Annotated in this window: 13 protein-coding genes; 12 read left to right on the top strand and 1 reads right to left on the bottom strand. The window is 40.2% G+C overall.

Annotation, left to right across the window (positions count from 1 at the left end):
* Window positions 1–83: 83 nt before the first annotated feature.
* Window positions 84–1,844, top strand: a complete 1,761-nt coding sequence (gene ushA, locus D5018_RS03600; RefSeq protein WP_121837613.1) for a bifunctional UDP-sugar hydrolase/5'-nucleotidase UshA — start codon at window positions 84–86, stop codon at window positions 1,842–1,844.
* Window positions 1,845–1,930: 86 nt separating this feature from the next.
* Here the strand turns inward: ushA and D5018_RS03595 are convergent, their stop codons facing one another.
* On the bottom strand, window positions 1,931–4,165 hold the full coding sequence (locus tag D5018_RS03595) for a hypothetical protein (RefSeq protein WP_121837612.1): 2,235 nt from the start codon (window positions 4,163–4,165) through the stop codon (window positions 1,931–1,933).
* A 413-nt stretch (window positions 4,166–4,578) separates the two neighbouring features.
* On the opposite strand from D5018_RS03595, the gene D5018_RS03590 reads away from it, so the two are divergent.
* From D5018_RS03590 to D5018_RS03540, 11 genes are all read left to right on the top strand, one after another.
* A complete protein-coding gene (locus tag D5018_RS03590) occupies window positions 4,579–5,880 on the top strand; it encodes an L-fuconate dehydratase (RefSeq protein ID WP_243637372.1) in 1,302 nt (433 codons plus the stop codon).
* An 18-nt stretch (window positions 5,881–5,898) separates the two neighbouring features.
* The gene (locus tag D5018_RS03585) at window positions 5,899–6,921 is read left to right on the top strand and encodes an aldo/keto reductase (protein WP_121837610.1); all 1,023 of its coding nucleotides are present in this window, start codon (window positions 5,899–5,901) and stop codon (window positions 6,919–6,921) included.
* The gene (locus tag D5018_RS03580; protein ID WP_207819208.1) at window positions 6,921–7,778 is read left to right on the top strand and encodes an amidohydrolase family protein; all 858 of its coding nucleotides are present in this window, start codon (window positions 6,921–6,923) and stop codon (window positions 7,776–7,778) included. The genes D5018_RS03585 and D5018_RS03580 overlap by 1 nt, the downstream gene beginning before the upstream one ends.
* Window positions 7,775–8,506, top strand: a complete 732-nt coding sequence (locus D5018_RS03575; protein WP_121837609.1) for an SDR family oxidoreductase — start codon at window positions 7,775–7,777, stop codon at window positions 8,504–8,506. The genes D5018_RS03580 and D5018_RS03575 overlap by 4 nt, the downstream gene beginning before the upstream one ends.
* A 96-nt stretch (window positions 8,507–8,602) precedes the next feature.
* Entirely contained in the window at window positions 8,603–9,442 is an 840-nt protein-coding gene (locus D5018_RS03570; protein ID WP_121837608.1) for a fumarylacetoacetate hydrolase family protein, read from the top strand.
* A 15-nt stretch (window positions 9,443–9,457) separates the two neighbouring features.
* A complete protein-coding gene (locus D5018_RS03565) occupies window positions 9,458–9,886 on the top strand; it encodes an RbsD/FucU family protein (RefSeq protein ID WP_121837607.1) in 429 nt (142 codons plus the stop codon).
* Window positions 9,887–10,088: 202 nt separating this feature from the next.
* The gene (gene nagB, locus D5018_RS03560; protein ID WP_121837606.1) at window positions 10,089–10,868 is read left to right on the top strand and encodes a glucosamine-6-phosphate deaminase; all 780 of its coding nucleotides are present in this window, start codon (window positions 10,089–10,091) and stop codon (window positions 10,866–10,868) included.
* 70 nt (window positions 10,869–10,938) lie between these two features.
* Entirely contained in the window at window positions 10,939–11,850 is a 912-nt protein-coding gene (locus D5018_RS03555) for an ROK family protein (protein WP_121837605.1), read from the top strand.
* Window positions 11,851–12,984, top strand: a complete 1,134-nt coding sequence (nagA, locus tag D5018_RS03550) for an N-acetylglucosamine-6-phosphate deacetylase (protein WP_121837604.1) — start codon at window positions 11,851–11,853, stop codon at window positions 12,982–12,984. It begins immediately after the preceding gene.
* 47 nt (window positions 12,985–13,031) lie between these two features.
* Window positions 13,032–13,814: an IclR family transcriptional regulator gene (locus D5018_RS03545; RefSeq protein ID WP_121837603.1), complete on the top strand. Its 783-nt coding sequence runs from the start codon at window positions 13,032–13,034 to the stop codon at window positions 13,812–13,814.
* A 9-nt stretch (window positions 13,815–13,823) separates the two neighbouring features.
* A complete protein-coding gene (locus D5018_RS03540) occupies window positions 13,824–14,837 on the top strand; it encodes a glycoside hydrolase family 172 protein (RefSeq protein WP_207819206.1) in 1,014 nt (337 codons plus the stop codon).
* The last annotated feature ends 172 nt before the right edge of the window (window positions 14,838–15,009 follow it).

Genomic DNA, 15,009 nt, shown 5'->3' with positions numbered 1-15,009 from the left:
TTTGATGTTGCGCTTTTGTGAGTTACTGATAAGGTGTCGCTTTCTAAATACTCTATAAAAATTAAAAGTAGAAAGGTCATTATATGAGTACCGCATTGGTTAAAGGGTTTGTCGCTGCATCCTTTTGTTTTTCTGTGTTATTTTTAGGTTTTAAACACCATCAAGCTAATGATGTGCCAAAGTGTGAAGACTATGGTGATCAATGTTTAAAGTTTACTATTTTGCACACAAACGATAATCATGGTCGTTTTTGGCACAATAAACATAACGAATATGGAATGCCGGCCAGAGCATCGCTAATTAAATCCATTAGAGATGAAGTAAGCCAACAAGGTAGCCAAGTACTTTTGCTCTCGGGGGGGGATGTTAACACAGGCGTTCCTGAGTCTGATCTGCAAGATGCGGTGCCTGATTTTATCGGCATGAATTTGATGAAATACGATGCTATGGCCGTCGGAAATCATGAGTTCGATAACGAGCTTAGTGTTCTTGATATGCAGAGAGAGCTTGCTAAATTCCCAATGCTTTCGGCCAATATTTATAAAAAAAATTCGGATACCAATGAATTGGTTCGTTATTTCGAACCTTATAAAATATTTACGGTAGGTAATTTGAAGCTTGCAGTGATTGGGCTGACAACAAAGGATACAGCCAAACTTGGTAACCCACAGTTTATTGCCAGCCTGACTTTTACTGATCCGCTAACTGAAATCAAACAGGTTATTAAAGAAATTAAAGAGCAAAATAAAGCCGACCTTATTATGGCTGTAACCCACATGGGTCACTTTATTATTGGAAAACATGGCAGTAATGCTCCCGGTGATGTTTCTCTCGCTCGAGGACTAAACAAGGGCGATCTTCAAGCAATTATTGGTGGACACTCACAGAATCCTGTTTGTATGGAGCCGTATTCGAACCGTTATTCAGACTTTAAGCCCGGTAAAAAGTGTACTCCAGATATTCAAAATGGCACTTTCATCATGCAAGCGTATGAATGGGGTAAATACATTGGACGAGCAGATTTTGAATATTTCAACGGTAAGTTACACCTTGCTGAATATCAACTGATACCTGTAAACCTAACGGAACAAGATTCATATCGTAAGCGTAAATTTATTGAAGATTACATTGAGCCTGATCCAGAGGTGAAAGCTAAGTTGCAGCCTTATCAGGAAAAAGGTCAAGAAAAGCTGGATGTAAACATCGCTAAGATCAGTGAACGATTAGAAGGTAAGCGCTCAATTGTTCGTTTTCAACAAACTAATCTGGGTCACTTTATTGCCACTGCGCATAGAGAGGCTCATGGTGCTGATTTTGCCATAATGAATTCCGGTGGTGTGCGTGCTTCTATTGAAAAAGGAAATGTATCATATCGCGATGTATTAACGGTTCAGCCATTCGGAAACGAAGTTTATAAAGTCACAATGAGTGGAACTGATTTATCTGATTACCTTGGTAAAGTAGCATCTAATCAGATTGAATCGGGTGCTTACGCTCAACTTGTTGGTTTAAAAATGAGTGTGAACTGTAAAATAAAAACTGCAAAAATATCTGAAATCAATGGCAAGAAGTTCAATAATAATGAGTCTTATACATTTACCATTCCGGGCTTCAATGCCGCTGGAGGAGATGGCTTTCCTCGTTTAGTTGGTTCGGCTAATCAATTTCCTGATGCTGAAGTGATTGATAATTCAGGGCTCATTGACGAGCAAGTGTTGTATCAGTTCTTCAAATCAAAATCGGAAAACAACACCAAAACGATTGACGTAAGTGAATTTGAACCTTCTACTAATGATGTTACTTATTTAAATAGTAAAGATCACAGAGGTTGTAAATTAAACTAAAAATGAGTGATTAGTGTCACGAGTATATTATTTTCAAGTCCATAGTCTTGCGATTATGGACTTGAATTCGGGTTTAGGGATTCATTTTATTTATACTGCACAGCATCAACAAGCATATAATCGCCAGAACGCTTATAAACCTCGATAGTATGTTCACCTTGAGGTAAATCAGTCACTTGGAAGATAACCTGTTGCACCTGTCTATCGACAGAGTATGTATTAACAACACCACGGGAGACACCATCAACAAAAATTTCTACATTTCCCTGATCAATCGCTTTAGGTGAAATGAATTTAACTGCAGTACCCGTAAAGGTGAAACTCATTTTATCGCCATTTTGCGTGGTGTACCTAACATCATCAGCTAAATCACCATGACCGCGACCGCTGCTTGTGCCCCAGTTGCCGGTGTATGAAATGCGAGGATCATCATTGTTGAGTTCGTTATATGACGTATTTTCAACGTCTAACGCATCAACAAGCATGTACTGGCCGCTTCTTTTCACAACTTTTATTGTATGTTGACCACTGCTTAGCTCAGCAGATTCGAAGAGCACTTGTTTGACTTGTCTATCGACCGAATGGGTATCAACAATTGCTTGTGATTGACCATCAATAAAGATTTCAACTTCACCTTGGTCTACTGCTTTAGGGGCAATGTACTTAACCTTGTTTCCTGTGAAGGTGTATGAGAAAGAATCACCATTCGTTGTCGTGTAGGCAACATCATCGTCAAAATCACCGTGCCCACGACCTGAGCTCGTGCCCCAATTACCTTCGTATTGAATGCTCTCGCTGGTGTTGTTTATACGATTGCTTGTTGAGCTTTCGCCTTTAGACAATACTACGTCTGCAAGCATGTATTCACCTGAGCGTTTCACAACTTTTAATGTGTGTGTGCCCGGCGCTAAATCGTGCTTTTCAAAAATGATTGCTTGAACTTGTCTAAAGTTGTTTCCATCATAGGTTGAGCGTACGCCTTGAGAAACGCCATCAATGAATATTTCAATATCGCCTTGGTCTTTTGCTTTAGACGTCGCCACAACAATGCTTTCACCAGTAAACTCGTAAGTATAATAAGCACCGTTGTCACGTGTTGCATGGATATCTTGATTGAATTCGCCCGTTTCTCTATTTTCGACTTCGAACCAATTTCCATTTGAACTGTAGTTGATTCGACTATCGTCATTGTTCACGATTTCGAGTGAAGAGTAGGTTGTATCAGAGGTCGTGCCTAATTTATTACCGATATACTGTAGTTGAACGATTTTATCGACAGGGAAGGTGCCATTCGGGTTGATAGCCGTATCCCAAGTGCTAGCGCCACCATTATCAGAAATGGCTTTAGCACGATTAGCAACCGTTTCATTTGTATATCTGAGGTTTTCAGTCACCTGTCCCCAACCTGCAAAAATAGGATCTTTTTGTGATAAGAAAGTGAAACTTTGCCACAGTACTGACTTTCCACCATAGCCAATGACTTCACCAGATGCAGGTACTGGCGGTAACTCGTTATATTCTCCAGCCGTGATATTGGCTACTGGCGTATCTGTGTTGAATGTGAAAGCAATGTTAGTTCCACGGTTAAAGGTGATAATAGGGTTAGGGTGACCTTTTTTTGCAGACTCAAGGATTTTCCTTGCAATAGGGAAATCGTTGCTTTGCTCATTGGCTAAAACTTGCCAATAACCATCGATCCACCATCCTGAAACCTTATCGCCCCATGCTAAAGCTTTTTCACTAAAAAAATCTTCAATAAACCATTTTTGTGCTTGTGTGGTATTAGCTGGTTGACCTGTCCATCGATTTGGTACGTGGTATGGGCTATAGACTAGGGTTTTGATGTCCTTTGCATCAAGTGCTGTAGCTAAATCTAAAATTAAGTCACGATCAGGGGTATAGTCGGCACGGTTAGTACCAGGTTGGTTTTGACACCCTTCTGTTATTGAAGGGCAGGCAGGTGAGTGTTGATCATACACAGTACTTGTAGTTGAGATATATCCACGGTTTTGACCAATGGTGAAAATAACGTATTTAACCCCCATTTTTTCTGCTAAATCGGCGTAAGCGTCTACATCAAATTCGTTAACGTAGTTATTCCACTCGTTATAATCTTGGATGTTATACCAAGCTTCATTCAAAGCACCGCCAGCTAGATAGTGGTGACCAATACCCCATTTTGCATCTTGCATCCATTGTACTTCAGGTGGGATGGCTGCTGTCGTTGTTTGGCTCATTGCCAATAATGCACCTGCAGCAATCAAAGAGCTTGCTAGTTTAGACTTAGATGACTTCTTAATTGAGTTGTTCTTGTTACTCATAATGTTCTTCTTTTGTTTGTTGAGTGATATCCGTTTTTGATACCTGTTTATTTCCTTAAACAGAGAACGTATTTTTCAACTCCCTCTCAATGTTGACGTTAACGTAAAGTGTTTTTGTTTTGTTAACATTTAACGTTCGGGTAACAATATGCTCTATAAATGTACAACATTCAACATATGTAACGCTGTTCCATATTTAAACTGATTATTGTGGTGTGTTGTTTTCGTATCTTTTCAGTTGGTTATAGGGAAATTAATCAAAGAAAATTTTATTTAAATTCAACGCTAAAGCCTTTGTAGATAAGAGATATAAATAAGATAAGTTGAATTTATGTAGTCTAAAGGTTGCTCGAAGTTACATAGTTTGGTAGTTTTGCATGTGAAATATTATTTTATATTTAAACGAGGGCGGCGTGACAAATAAAATAAGCTCAATTAAGACAATGGATGTTCGATTCCCAACGTCTGAAAATTTAGATGGCTCTGATGCTGTCAACAAAGACCCAGACTATTCTGCGGCGTATGTTGTACTGGAAACTGAACAGGGTGATAAAGGCTACGGTTTAGTCTTTACCATTGGTCGTGGTAATGATCTGTGTTGCCAAGCGATTCAAGCGATGGAACACCTTGTTGTTGGTTACGACTTTGATGACATTATTGCTAATATCAGTAAGTTTTATGATGAATTAAGATCAGACAGTCAATTACGTTGGTTAGGCCCTGAAAAAGGGGTGATCCACATGGCAGCTGGCGCAATTATGAATGCCATTTGGGATATGTGGGCGCGTAAAGAAGGCAAACCTGTTTGGCGTTTATTGGCTGATATGTCACCAGAACAGTTTGTTGATTGTCTCGATTTTAGATATGTAACTGATGCAATAACAAAAGAAGAAGCGTTAGCTATTGTAAAGGCCAATGCGGCTACTAAAGAAAATCGCATTCGTGAAATAGAGCAAAATGGTTATCCTTCTTATACTACTTCGGCAGGTTGGTTAGGCTATAGCGATGAAAAATTGGCTAATCTTTGCCAGCAGGCCGTTGACCAAGGTTTCAAGCACATCAAATTAAAGGTAGGTGTGTCGCTTGAAGATGACATTCGCCGTTGCCGCATTGCAAGAGAAGTCATTGGCGATGATGTTAAATTGATGATTGATGCCAACCAAATTTGGGAAGTGCAACAAGCTATTGATTGGGTAAATGAATTAGCACCTTACAAGCCTTGGTTTATCGAAGAACCTACAAGTCCTGATGATGTTTTTGGTCACAAAAAGATCAGAGAAGGCATTAACGACATTCAAGTTGCAACCGGTGAACATTGCCAGAATCGTGTTATTTTTAAGCAGTTTATTCAAAATGATGCGCTTGATGTCGTACAAATTGATGCTTGTCGTTTATCCAGTATTAACGAAATCTTAACGGTTTACATGCTTGCGGCCAAATATGGCAAGCCTGTTTGTCCACATGCTGGTGGTGTTGGTTTATGCGAATACGTTCAGCATCTTTCTATGATTGACTATGTGCATATTTCTGCTGACTTAACCGATAGAGTGGTTGAGTTTGTTGATCATCTTCATGAGCATTTTGAAGATCCTTGCCGAATCGACAATGGTAATTATGTTGCACCCAAACTGCCGGGTTATAGCATCAAGATGTTTGATGAATCTGTTGAGAAATACACGTATCCTACTGGTTCAGAATGGAAAAAAAGACTGTAGCTCATAGGAATTGATGTGATGCTGTTGGATAAACGTAAAATTGGTAACACGAGTTTGCGCGTTGATAGTTTGGGTTTTGGCTGTGCATCAGTTGGAAATCTTTACCGAATGCTTAGCGATCAAGATGCCTGTGACGTCTTAAACCAAGCGTGGGAGAAAGGCTTTCGTCATTTCGACACCGCTCCCCATTATGGTCAAGGACTTAGCGAACGCCGTGTTGGTGATATGCTGCGTTCTAGAGGTGAAAGTGATTACGTGCTTTCTACAAAAGTAGGTCGGATTTTAAAACCTGCTGGTTACGCTAAAGAGAGGCATGGTTTTCGTTCAACTATGCCCTTTGATATCGAATACGACTATAGCTATGACGGTGTAATGCGTTCATTTGAACACAGCCTTCAACGTTTAGGTCTGGATCGGATCGATATTCTCTATATGCACGATATCGGCAGTGTCACTCATGGTGATGCTCACGAGCTGCTTTTTGACCAAGCGATGACAGGTGGCTATAAAGCAATGGACGAATTACGCCAGCAAGGTGTGATAAAAGCCATTGGTTTAGGTGTTAACGAATACCAAGTGTGCGAACAAGCTTTAGAACACGGCGATTGGGACTGCTTCTTACTCGCTGGTCGATACACGCTTCTAGAACAAGAAGCATTGCATTCATTCTTACCTAAATGTGAGCAAAGAAACTGTTCGATTATTATTGGTGGCCCATACAATTCTGGAATTTTGGCAACAGGTACTCGTAAGGTAAGTGAACCTTATTATAACTACGCACCTGCACCTCAAAATATCATTAACAAAGTGGCGAAAATTGAAGCTGTCTGTGATGAGTTTGGGCTGCCAATTGCTGCTGCGGCGCTGCAGTTTCCTTTAGCTCATCCTTGTGTTGCCAGTGTTATTCCTGGGGTTGGTAAGGCAAAAATGATCCAGTCAACTTTGGATTTATTTAATGCAGACATTCCAGCTGAATTTTGGCAATCCCTAATCCTGCAAGGTTTGATTTCTGATTCTTCACCTATCCCAAAGGCAAAGTAATGACGATGACAATGAGAGTAGACAGTCACCAGCACTTTTGGAAAAGAAGCCGTGGCGACTACGATTGGCTTACTTCAGATTTAGAGCCAATTTACAGAGATTACATGCCTGCCGATCTCACTTCGATGTTATCGCAAAATGACATTGATAAAACCATTTTGGTTCAAGCTGCGCCAACAGTAGAAGAAACGCTATTTTTGTTAGACATTGCAGAAAAAACGCCTTTTGTTGCTGGTGTTGTAGGCTGGATTGATTTTGAAGATGAAACCGCACCTCAGCAGTTAAGTAAGCTCAAAGCAAATAATTATTTTAAAGGCGTTCGCCCGATGATTCAGGATATTGAAGATCCTGATTGGATGTTGAATCCTGCTTTTGAAAAAGTTTTCAATGAGCTTATAGAGTTGGATTTAACATTTGATGCTCTAGTTCTGCCTCAACATCTCGACAATCTACATAAGTTGCTCGAAAAATACCCTAAATTAAAAGTGGTTATTGATCACGGTGCCAAGCCCAATATCACTAAACAGGAATTTTCTGCTTGGGCTGCAAATATGGCACGCATAGCTGAAGAAACATCAGCTTATTGCAAATTATCAGGCTTAGTAACTGAAGCACCTAAATACTCTGAAATGAGCTTATTTCAGCCTTATGTTGATTTACTGTGTAATAGCTTTGGGCATGAACGGTTAATGTGGGGAAGTGACTGGCCGGTAATTAATTTATCAAGTACAAGTTATGAGCGATGGAGCGCAATGAGTTTTTCAATGCTCAAACGTTCTGGGTTTACTGCACAGCAAATTGAGCATGTCATGGGCGCTAATGCGGCTAAGTTTTATCAGTTAGAAGGTATCAAATGAACAATCGATTAGAAGGAAAGGTTGCACTAATAACGGCTGCAGCTCAGGGAATAGGGCGTTCTACAGCGCTATTGTTTGCAGAGCAAGGGGCAAAAGTGATTGCCACTGATATTAATGAGTCGTTATTAGTTGAGCATCCAAATATCACTAACTACAAACTTGATGTGACTGATTTTGATGCTATTCAAACATTAGCCTGTGAAATCCCAACACCAGATGTTTTATTCAACTGCGCTGGCGTTGTTCCAAATGGTTCAATTTTAGATTGTGACGAAAAACAGTGGGATTTTGCATTCGACTTAAATGCCAAAGCCATGTATCAGATGATCCGCACTTTTTTGCCTAATATGTTGGAAAATAAAGGTGGCTCGATCATCAATATGTCATCAGTAGCCAGCTCAATTAAAGGCGTACCCAATCGCTTCGCTTACAGCGCTTCAAAAGCGGCAGTCGTAGGCTTAACAAAATCGGTTGCAGCTGACTTCATTACACAAGGTATCCGTTGTAATGCTATTTGCCCTGGTACTGTAGATTCTCCATCGTTGCATGAACGTCTCGCTAGCACGGGTGACTACGATAAAGCGCTATCTGAATTTATTGCTCGTCAACCAATGGGGCGTATTGGTAAAGCTGAAGAAATTGCGCAACTCGCACTGTATTTAGCCAGTGATGACTCTGCTTATACCACAGGTCAATGTCATGTAATAGATGGTGGTTGGGCGAATTAAAGAATGCATTTTAGATTAGCCGACAGGGGCTGTTTACCTTGATGCTGACAAGGGGCTTTGGAAAATCAAAAATTGAGCTAGAAAGGAATTATTATAATGAAACTATTAAGATTTGGTGAGAAAGGGCAAGAAAAGCCTGGTGTATTAGATACACAAGGAACTATACGTAGTTTGGAAGGCGTAGTTAATGATGTAGATGGTTCATTGTTAGCGGATTTAAGCGTACTCGATGGTGTTGATTTTGACTCTTTACCAAAAGTAGATGCTAACACTCGTTTCGCGCCGTGTGTAGCTAATCCAAGCAAGTTTTTATGTATTGGCTTAAACTATGCGGATCACGCTGCTGAATCTGGTATGCCATTACCACCTGAGCCAGAAGTATTTACTAAGGCTGTTAGTGCTGTCTCTGGTGCGAATGACGACATTGAAAAACCTCGCAACAGTGAGAAGCTGGACTGGGAAGTAGAACTTGCGATTGTAATTGGTAAGGAATGTAAATACGTTGATGAAGCTGATGCAATGGATTACATCGCTGGATATTGTGTATGTAATGATGTTTCAGAGCGTAACTTTCAGCTTGAGCGCGGTAGCCAGTGGGATAAAGGTAAAGGTTGCGACACCTTTGGTCCAATCGGTCCTTACTTAGTGACCAAAGATGAAGTGACAGATCCTTGTAATCTACCTATGTGGCTAGAAGTTAATGGTAAGCGTTATCAAAACGGTAATACCAACACTATGGTATTTAAGCCTGCTTTCCTAGTAAGTTACTTAAGTCAGTTTATGAGCCTTAAACCAGGTGATGTGATTTCAACTGGTACCCCGCCTGGAGTTGGGTTAGGTCAAACTCCACCAGTATACTTAAATGAAGGTGATGTGATTGAGCTAGGTATTGAAGGTCTAGGCCAGCAAAAACAAGTCGTTGTTGCGGCTAAATAGTTAGGATAAATAACGATGCTTTACAACATTAACCCATTACTGTCTCCAGATTTGTTACACATATTGCGTAGCATGGGGCATGGTGATCAGATAGTGATTGTCGATGCGAACTTTCCCGCAGATAGCCATGCGCAGCGATTGGTTCGCCTTGATGGAGCGAACGCGACTCAAGCATTAGAAGCCATAGTGTCAGTACTACCGTTAGATACTTATGTAGAAGCTCCGGTGCATACCATGCAAGTGGTTGGTGACCCACAAGCCGTTCCTGAAATCGTTGCTGAGTTTTATCAGATAGCTTCTAATGGCCCAGGTGGTGAAGTGCCGCATCAAAGTATTGAACGTTTTGCTTTTTATGAACAAGTCAAAAACGCCTATGCTGTAGTAGTGACCAATGAAACACGCTTGTATGGTAATGTAATATTGACCAAAGGCGTGATTGGTTAATAAGTTTCAGTTGGTAGTTAATGAGTATGCAGAAATAAAATCACTGACACGCTGTAAACCCATCCATGGGCGCTCTGTCTCGGTATCCATGCCTCGGATGGTCAGCTTATTTTATTTCTGCATTCCAGTATTATCTTACTTTCATTGTAATAATAGTTAATGAATTGCTTAACAACTTGTATCAAAGCTCAGTAGGAAAAAGATGGAAGTTATCATTTTTGAAAATGAATCATTAGTAGCAAAACGTGCAGCAAGCATGCTTGCCGATTTATTGTCCATAAAACCATCAGCGGTTTTGGGTTTAGCGACGGGATCAACACCAATTAAAACCTATCAAGAACTAATCAAAAAGTTTAATAACGGTGAAGTGAGCTTTAAAGATGTTTCAACCTTTAACCTTGACGAATACGTAGGATTGAAGTCAGATAACAAACAAAGTTATCAATACTTTATGCGTGAGCAATTATTTGATTTTATCGATATTCAACTTGATAACACCCATTTTCCTATCTGCTTAAATGCAAAAGAAAATCAGCAGGTCGCAGAAAACTATGAAGCGATAATTAATGCAAAAATGGGCATTGATTTACAATTGCTCGGTATCGGACATAACGGTCATATTGGCTTTAATGAACCGTCGTCTAGTCTTGCATCCCGAACTCGCTTAAAAACACTCACTCGATCTACCATTGAAGTCAATAGTCGTTTATTTGAGGCTGGTGAAACTCAACCCACTATGGCAATGACTATGGGCATTGGCACCATCATGGATGCTAACCATATTCTTTTGATCGCTACAGGTGAGGGTAAAGCTGAAGCTGTAAGAAACGCCATTGAAGGTGCTATTTCTGCTTCATGTCCTGCATCTATTTTACAAATGCACCCTCATGTAACAGTGTTACTTGATAAAAACTCAGCTTCACTTTTACAAAATACAGCTTACTATCAGAGAGTTGCTGAACAAGTTAAAGAGTTGAATTAAGTTTTTTTATCATGATATACATTCATTATGCCCATAACCACCTAACAAACAATAACAAAGTGAGCCCATTATGTTGATGTATGGCTTTGATGTCGGCGGAACTAAAATTGAAATCAAGATATTCGATTCTGAAATGAATGTGTTAGATAGTTGGCGCGTTCCGACACCGACAAACGATTACTCTGTTTTTATCTCAACCGTACAACAAATGGTCGCAAAGGCAGATAAAAAATTTTCGGATCGATCTAGTGTTGGTATTGGTTTGCCAGGTGTTATTGACAAAGAAGGGCGAGTCACCACAGTCAATATCCCTTGTTTGTGCGGTAAGCAATTACTCAAAGATTTAGTGCAAACACTGAACAGGAACGTTGGTTTGGTTAATGATGTTAGAGCTTTTGCATTGTCGGAAGCGATGGCTCGTGAAAATTATCACTCAGAAACAGTGCTTGGCGTTGTGCTTGGAACTGGAGTTGCCGCTGGCTTGTGTATTAATGGTCAAATCCATTTAGGTAAAGCGGCTGTAGCGGGTGAAATCGGTCATTCTTGTATTCATGCCACGCTTCAACAAAAGTACCAATTTCCAATTCAACAATGCAATTGCGGTTTGTTAGGCTGTTACGAAAAGTATTTATCTGGCTCAGGGTTGTTGTTTATTAGTCAGCATTTAGGTTTTGATTATGTGAATACTCGTGACATTGTCAATGATCTCAATTGCGACAATCCAAACGCGAAAGAAGTCATCAGCTGTTATTTAGATTGTTTAGGTCAATTTCTTGCTCAGCAAGTATTAGCGTTTGATCCTGACGTTATCGTTCTTGGTGGTGGTTTATCCAATATTGATTTCCTGTATAAAGAAATACCTCACTACATAGAACAGTATCTATTTGGTGATCTTAAATCACCTCAAATTTTGCCACCACAACATGGTGATTCCAGTGGCGTTCGTGGGGCAGCCTTAGCTGGCAGAGTAGAGAATAATTAAATGAAAGCCATTATTAATGCTAACGTATTCGATGGACAGCAACTTTATAAAAACCATGCCGTGGTGTTTAAGGCTGACCGAATTATATCTGTAATACCAATGGGTGCTTTAGATAAAACTATTGCTGTCGAAGTGGATTTACAAGGCGACACCTTAATTCCGAGTTTTATTGATTTGCAAGTCAATGGTGGTGGTGGCGTGATGTTTAATGACGCTCCAAGTGTTGAAACCTTAAAAGCAATGGTACAAGGTCATCGTTTATTTGGTACAGGTGCTATGATGCCCACTTTGATCACCGATGATTACCATGTGATGGAACAAGCGATTAAAGCTGTTGACGAAGCCATTGAGCAAGGTATCGAAGGGATAGTAGGTATTCATTTAGAAGGCCCTTTTCTTAATGTAGAAAAAAAAGGTGCCCATGATGCCAATAAAATCTGTTTGTTAGATGAAAAAGGTTTTGATCTGGTTTGTTCACTGAAAAACGGTAAAACCATAGTGACCCTTGCACCAGAGCAAACAACACCTCAAATGCTTCAAAAACTCTGTGCTAAAGGCATTATTGTTTGTGCGGGTCATACTGCTGCCGATTATGAGCAGGCGATGGAAGGCTTTAAAGCTGGAGTATCAGGCGTAACACATTTATTTAATGCCATGACACAATTTAATAGCCGAGAACCTGGTATGGTTGGGGCAGCTTTGGCGCATGATGATTCTTGGTTTGGGATTATTGCTGATGGCTATCACATGCATCCTGATTCGTTAAAAGTTGCTGTTAGAAGTAAAAAGCAAGGGGGGGCGATCTTGGTCACAGATTCAATGGCGACCGTTGGCTCTGACAAAGATTATTTCTATTTGAATGGTGAAAAGATTTATGCAAAAGACGGCAAGTGTGTCAATGCTGCCGGTTCTCTTGCTGGCTCAGATCTCGATATGATCTCTGCGGTGAATAATACCGCGAAATTTGCAAGCATTGATTGGTTCGAAGCTGTTAGAATGGCAAGTTTATATCCAGCGAATGCTCTAGGTTTAAATGACTTAGGGCAAATTGCTCCAGATGCCAAAGCCAATTTTGTCGCTGTCGATACTGATAAAAATATCCTTTCTACATGGGTTGATGGTAAGCGAACGTAAATTGGCTTTACATTTGCTTAACAAAAAATTAAAAAAAACGGAAAAATATGTCGGAAATAGAAACCAAAAAACGACAGTATTCAGCCCCCGCGCTAAGTAAAGGACTAGATATTTTAGAGTTAATGGCAGGTCAATTTGAGGGGTTAAGTTTAAGGCAAATCAGTGATCTTCTTGGAAGACAAAAGTCTGAACTTTTCAGAATGTTAGTTGTGTTGGAAGAACGTGGTTACATCAATGTACTTCCTGATTCAGATAAATATATTATCTCAATGAAGCTATTTGGGTTGGCGCATCAACTACCTGACATTAAGCGTATTACGGCGATAGCTGAACCATTGATGAGGGAGTTCTCTAATCGTTCAGAACAATCATGCCACTTAGTGGTTGAGAGAAGTTCTGAAGGAGTGGTTATCATGCAAAAAGATAGCCCGAGCGACCAACGATTCGGTATTCGAATTGGCGCTAAAGTGCCATTACAAAATACCTGTTCGGGTCATGTTTTGTTGGCTTTTGCTGATGAAAACAGTCGTGAAGTTATGATGGATGGCATACCTGCATCCAAACATTTACCAGAAAATGTTCTAGCCGATATTTGTGACAGAGTTAAAGCACAAGGCTTTGAAAATGTAGAGAGTCAACAAATTGCTGGCGTTAAAGATATTGGTTTTCCTATTTTCAATTATTCAGGCAATGTCGTTGCTGCTCTTGTCGTGCCTTACCTATCTCACCTTGATAACACCAATGCTATGGATTTTGATTCTGTTAAAGTAGTGTTAGGGGATATCGCTCAGCGTATGTCCGAACAGCTTGGTTATAACGAGAATAAATAGAGAGAAGTCATGGATCAATTTAATGGATTAGGGATGAATTTAGGAAATTTATCCCGTATATCTTTTGCTAAATCACGCTCAATTTCACCTGAAAATATGACAGGTGAAGCAGGCAAAGGCGGTATGGCCACTGAGGGTATGGGCGCCATGCCAGGACGTGATTTAGGCCAAGGTTGGAAAATTTCACCTAGTCTAGAAATTGATTCTAACGACACTTTGACTCTAGCTGACATCCATGGCTCAGGTGCAATACAACAAATATGGCTTGCTTGTATTGGCCCCAAAAAACGCGACCTTATTTTTAGAATGTATTGGGACGATCAGTCTCATCCTTCTGTTGAAGTTCCGTTAGGCGATTTCTTTTGCTGTGGCTTAGAAGATTACGCTCATGTGAATTCTTTGCCTGTTTGCGTGAATCCGGGAATGGCATTTAACTGTTTTTGGGAAATGCCATATCGTAAGAATGCTCGTATTACTTTAGAAAATCGAGACCCGTTACAAAAAGCCGTAGTGTATTTTCAAATCAATTACACTGAAACCAAAGTTCCGAAAGATTGTGCATATTTTCATGCACAATTCCGTCGCACTAACCCTGTTCCATATAAAGGTTTACATACTATTCTTGATGGCGTTGAAGGCCAAGGTCAGTATGTAGGTACTTATATGACTTGGGGGTGTAACAGCAATGGTTGGTGGGGCGAGGGTGAAGTGAAGTTCTTTATGGATGAAGATCAAGAATTCCCAACCATCTGCGGCACGGGTACAGAAGACTATTTCTTGGGCTCCCATAATTATGACATCGGTACGGCTGTTCCAAACCGTGAAAACGCCTATACCGAATATTCAACGGCTTACGCTGGAGTACCTGAAGTTCAACGCCCTGACGGCGTGTATCGTTCACAACATCGTTTTGGTATGTATCGCTGGCACATTCCAGATCCCATCCGTTTTGAAAAACAGCTCAAAGTGAATGTTCAAGCACTTGGTTGGCGTGATTTTGGTCATTGGGGAGGCGATGTATAAAAGCGCAGATACTTACCATTGCAAGATGACTTATCTTCCGTAGCATTTTGGTATCAAACGCTACCAAGTAAACCGTTTCCAGAGCTACTACATCGAGATTTATTAGAAATCAATTAGATCAAACTTGAATTACTCAAATTGTCCAAACCATCATATCGTAAAAAGCCTTACC

The sequence above is a fragment of the Parashewanella curva genome, from assembly GCF_003675895.1.
In the GTDB taxonomy this organism is placed as follows: domain Bacteria; phylum Pseudomonadota; class Gammaproteobacteria; order Enterobacterales; family Shewanellaceae; genus Parashewanella; species Parashewanella curva.
Note: the sequence above shows the minus strand (reverse complement) of the source record. Positions and strands in the feature narration are given on the sequence as shown.

Excerpts from the sequence above, each read along its gene's own strand:
- ushA (WP_121837613.1), top strand. The coding sequence starts at position 84 with ATGAGTACCGCATTGGTTAAAGGGTTTGTCGCTGCATCCTTTTGTTTT.
- D5018_RS03595 (WP_121837612.1), bottom strand. The coding sequence starts at position 4,165 with ATGAGTAACAAGAACAACTCAATTAAGAAGTCATCTAAGTCTAAACTA.
- D5018_RS03585 (WP_121837610.1), top strand. The coding sequence starts at position 5,899 with ATGCTGTTGGATAAACGTAAAATTGGTAACACGAGTTTGCGCGTTGAT.
- D5018_RS03580 (WP_207819208.1), top strand. The coding sequence starts at position 6,921 with ATGACGATGACAATGAGAGTAGACAGTCACCAGCACTTTTGGAAAAGA.
- D5018_RS03575 (WP_121837609.1), top strand. The coding sequence starts at position 7,775 with ATGAACAATCGATTAGAAGGAAAGGTTGCACTAATAACGGCTGCAGCT.
- D5018_RS03570 (WP_121837608.1), top strand. The coding sequence starts at position 8,603 with ATGAAACTATTAAGATTTGGTGAGAAAGGGCAAGAAAAGCCTGGTGTA.
- D5018_RS03565 (WP_121837607.1), top strand. The coding sequence starts at position 9,458 with ATGCTTTACAACATTAACCCATTACTGTCTCCAGATTTGTTACACATA.
- nagB (WP_121837606.1), top strand. The coding sequence starts at position 10,089 with ATGGAAGTTATCATTTTTGAAAATGAATCATTAGTAGCAAAACGTGCA.
- D5018_RS03555 (WP_121837605.1), top strand. The coding sequence starts at position 10,939 with ATGTTGATGTATGGCTTTGATGTCGGCGGAACTAAAATTGAAATCAAG.
- nagA (WP_121837604.1), top strand. The coding sequence starts at position 11,851 with ATGAAAGCCATTATTAATGCTAACGTATTCGATGGACAGCAACTTTAT.
- D5018_RS03545 (WP_121837603.1), top strand. The coding sequence starts at position 13,032 with ATGTCGGAAATAGAAACCAAAAAACGACAGTATTCAGCCCCCGCGCTA.
- D5018_RS03540 (WP_207819206.1), top strand. The coding sequence starts at position 13,824 with ATGGATCAATTTAATGGATTAGGGATGAATTTAGGAAATTTATCCCGT.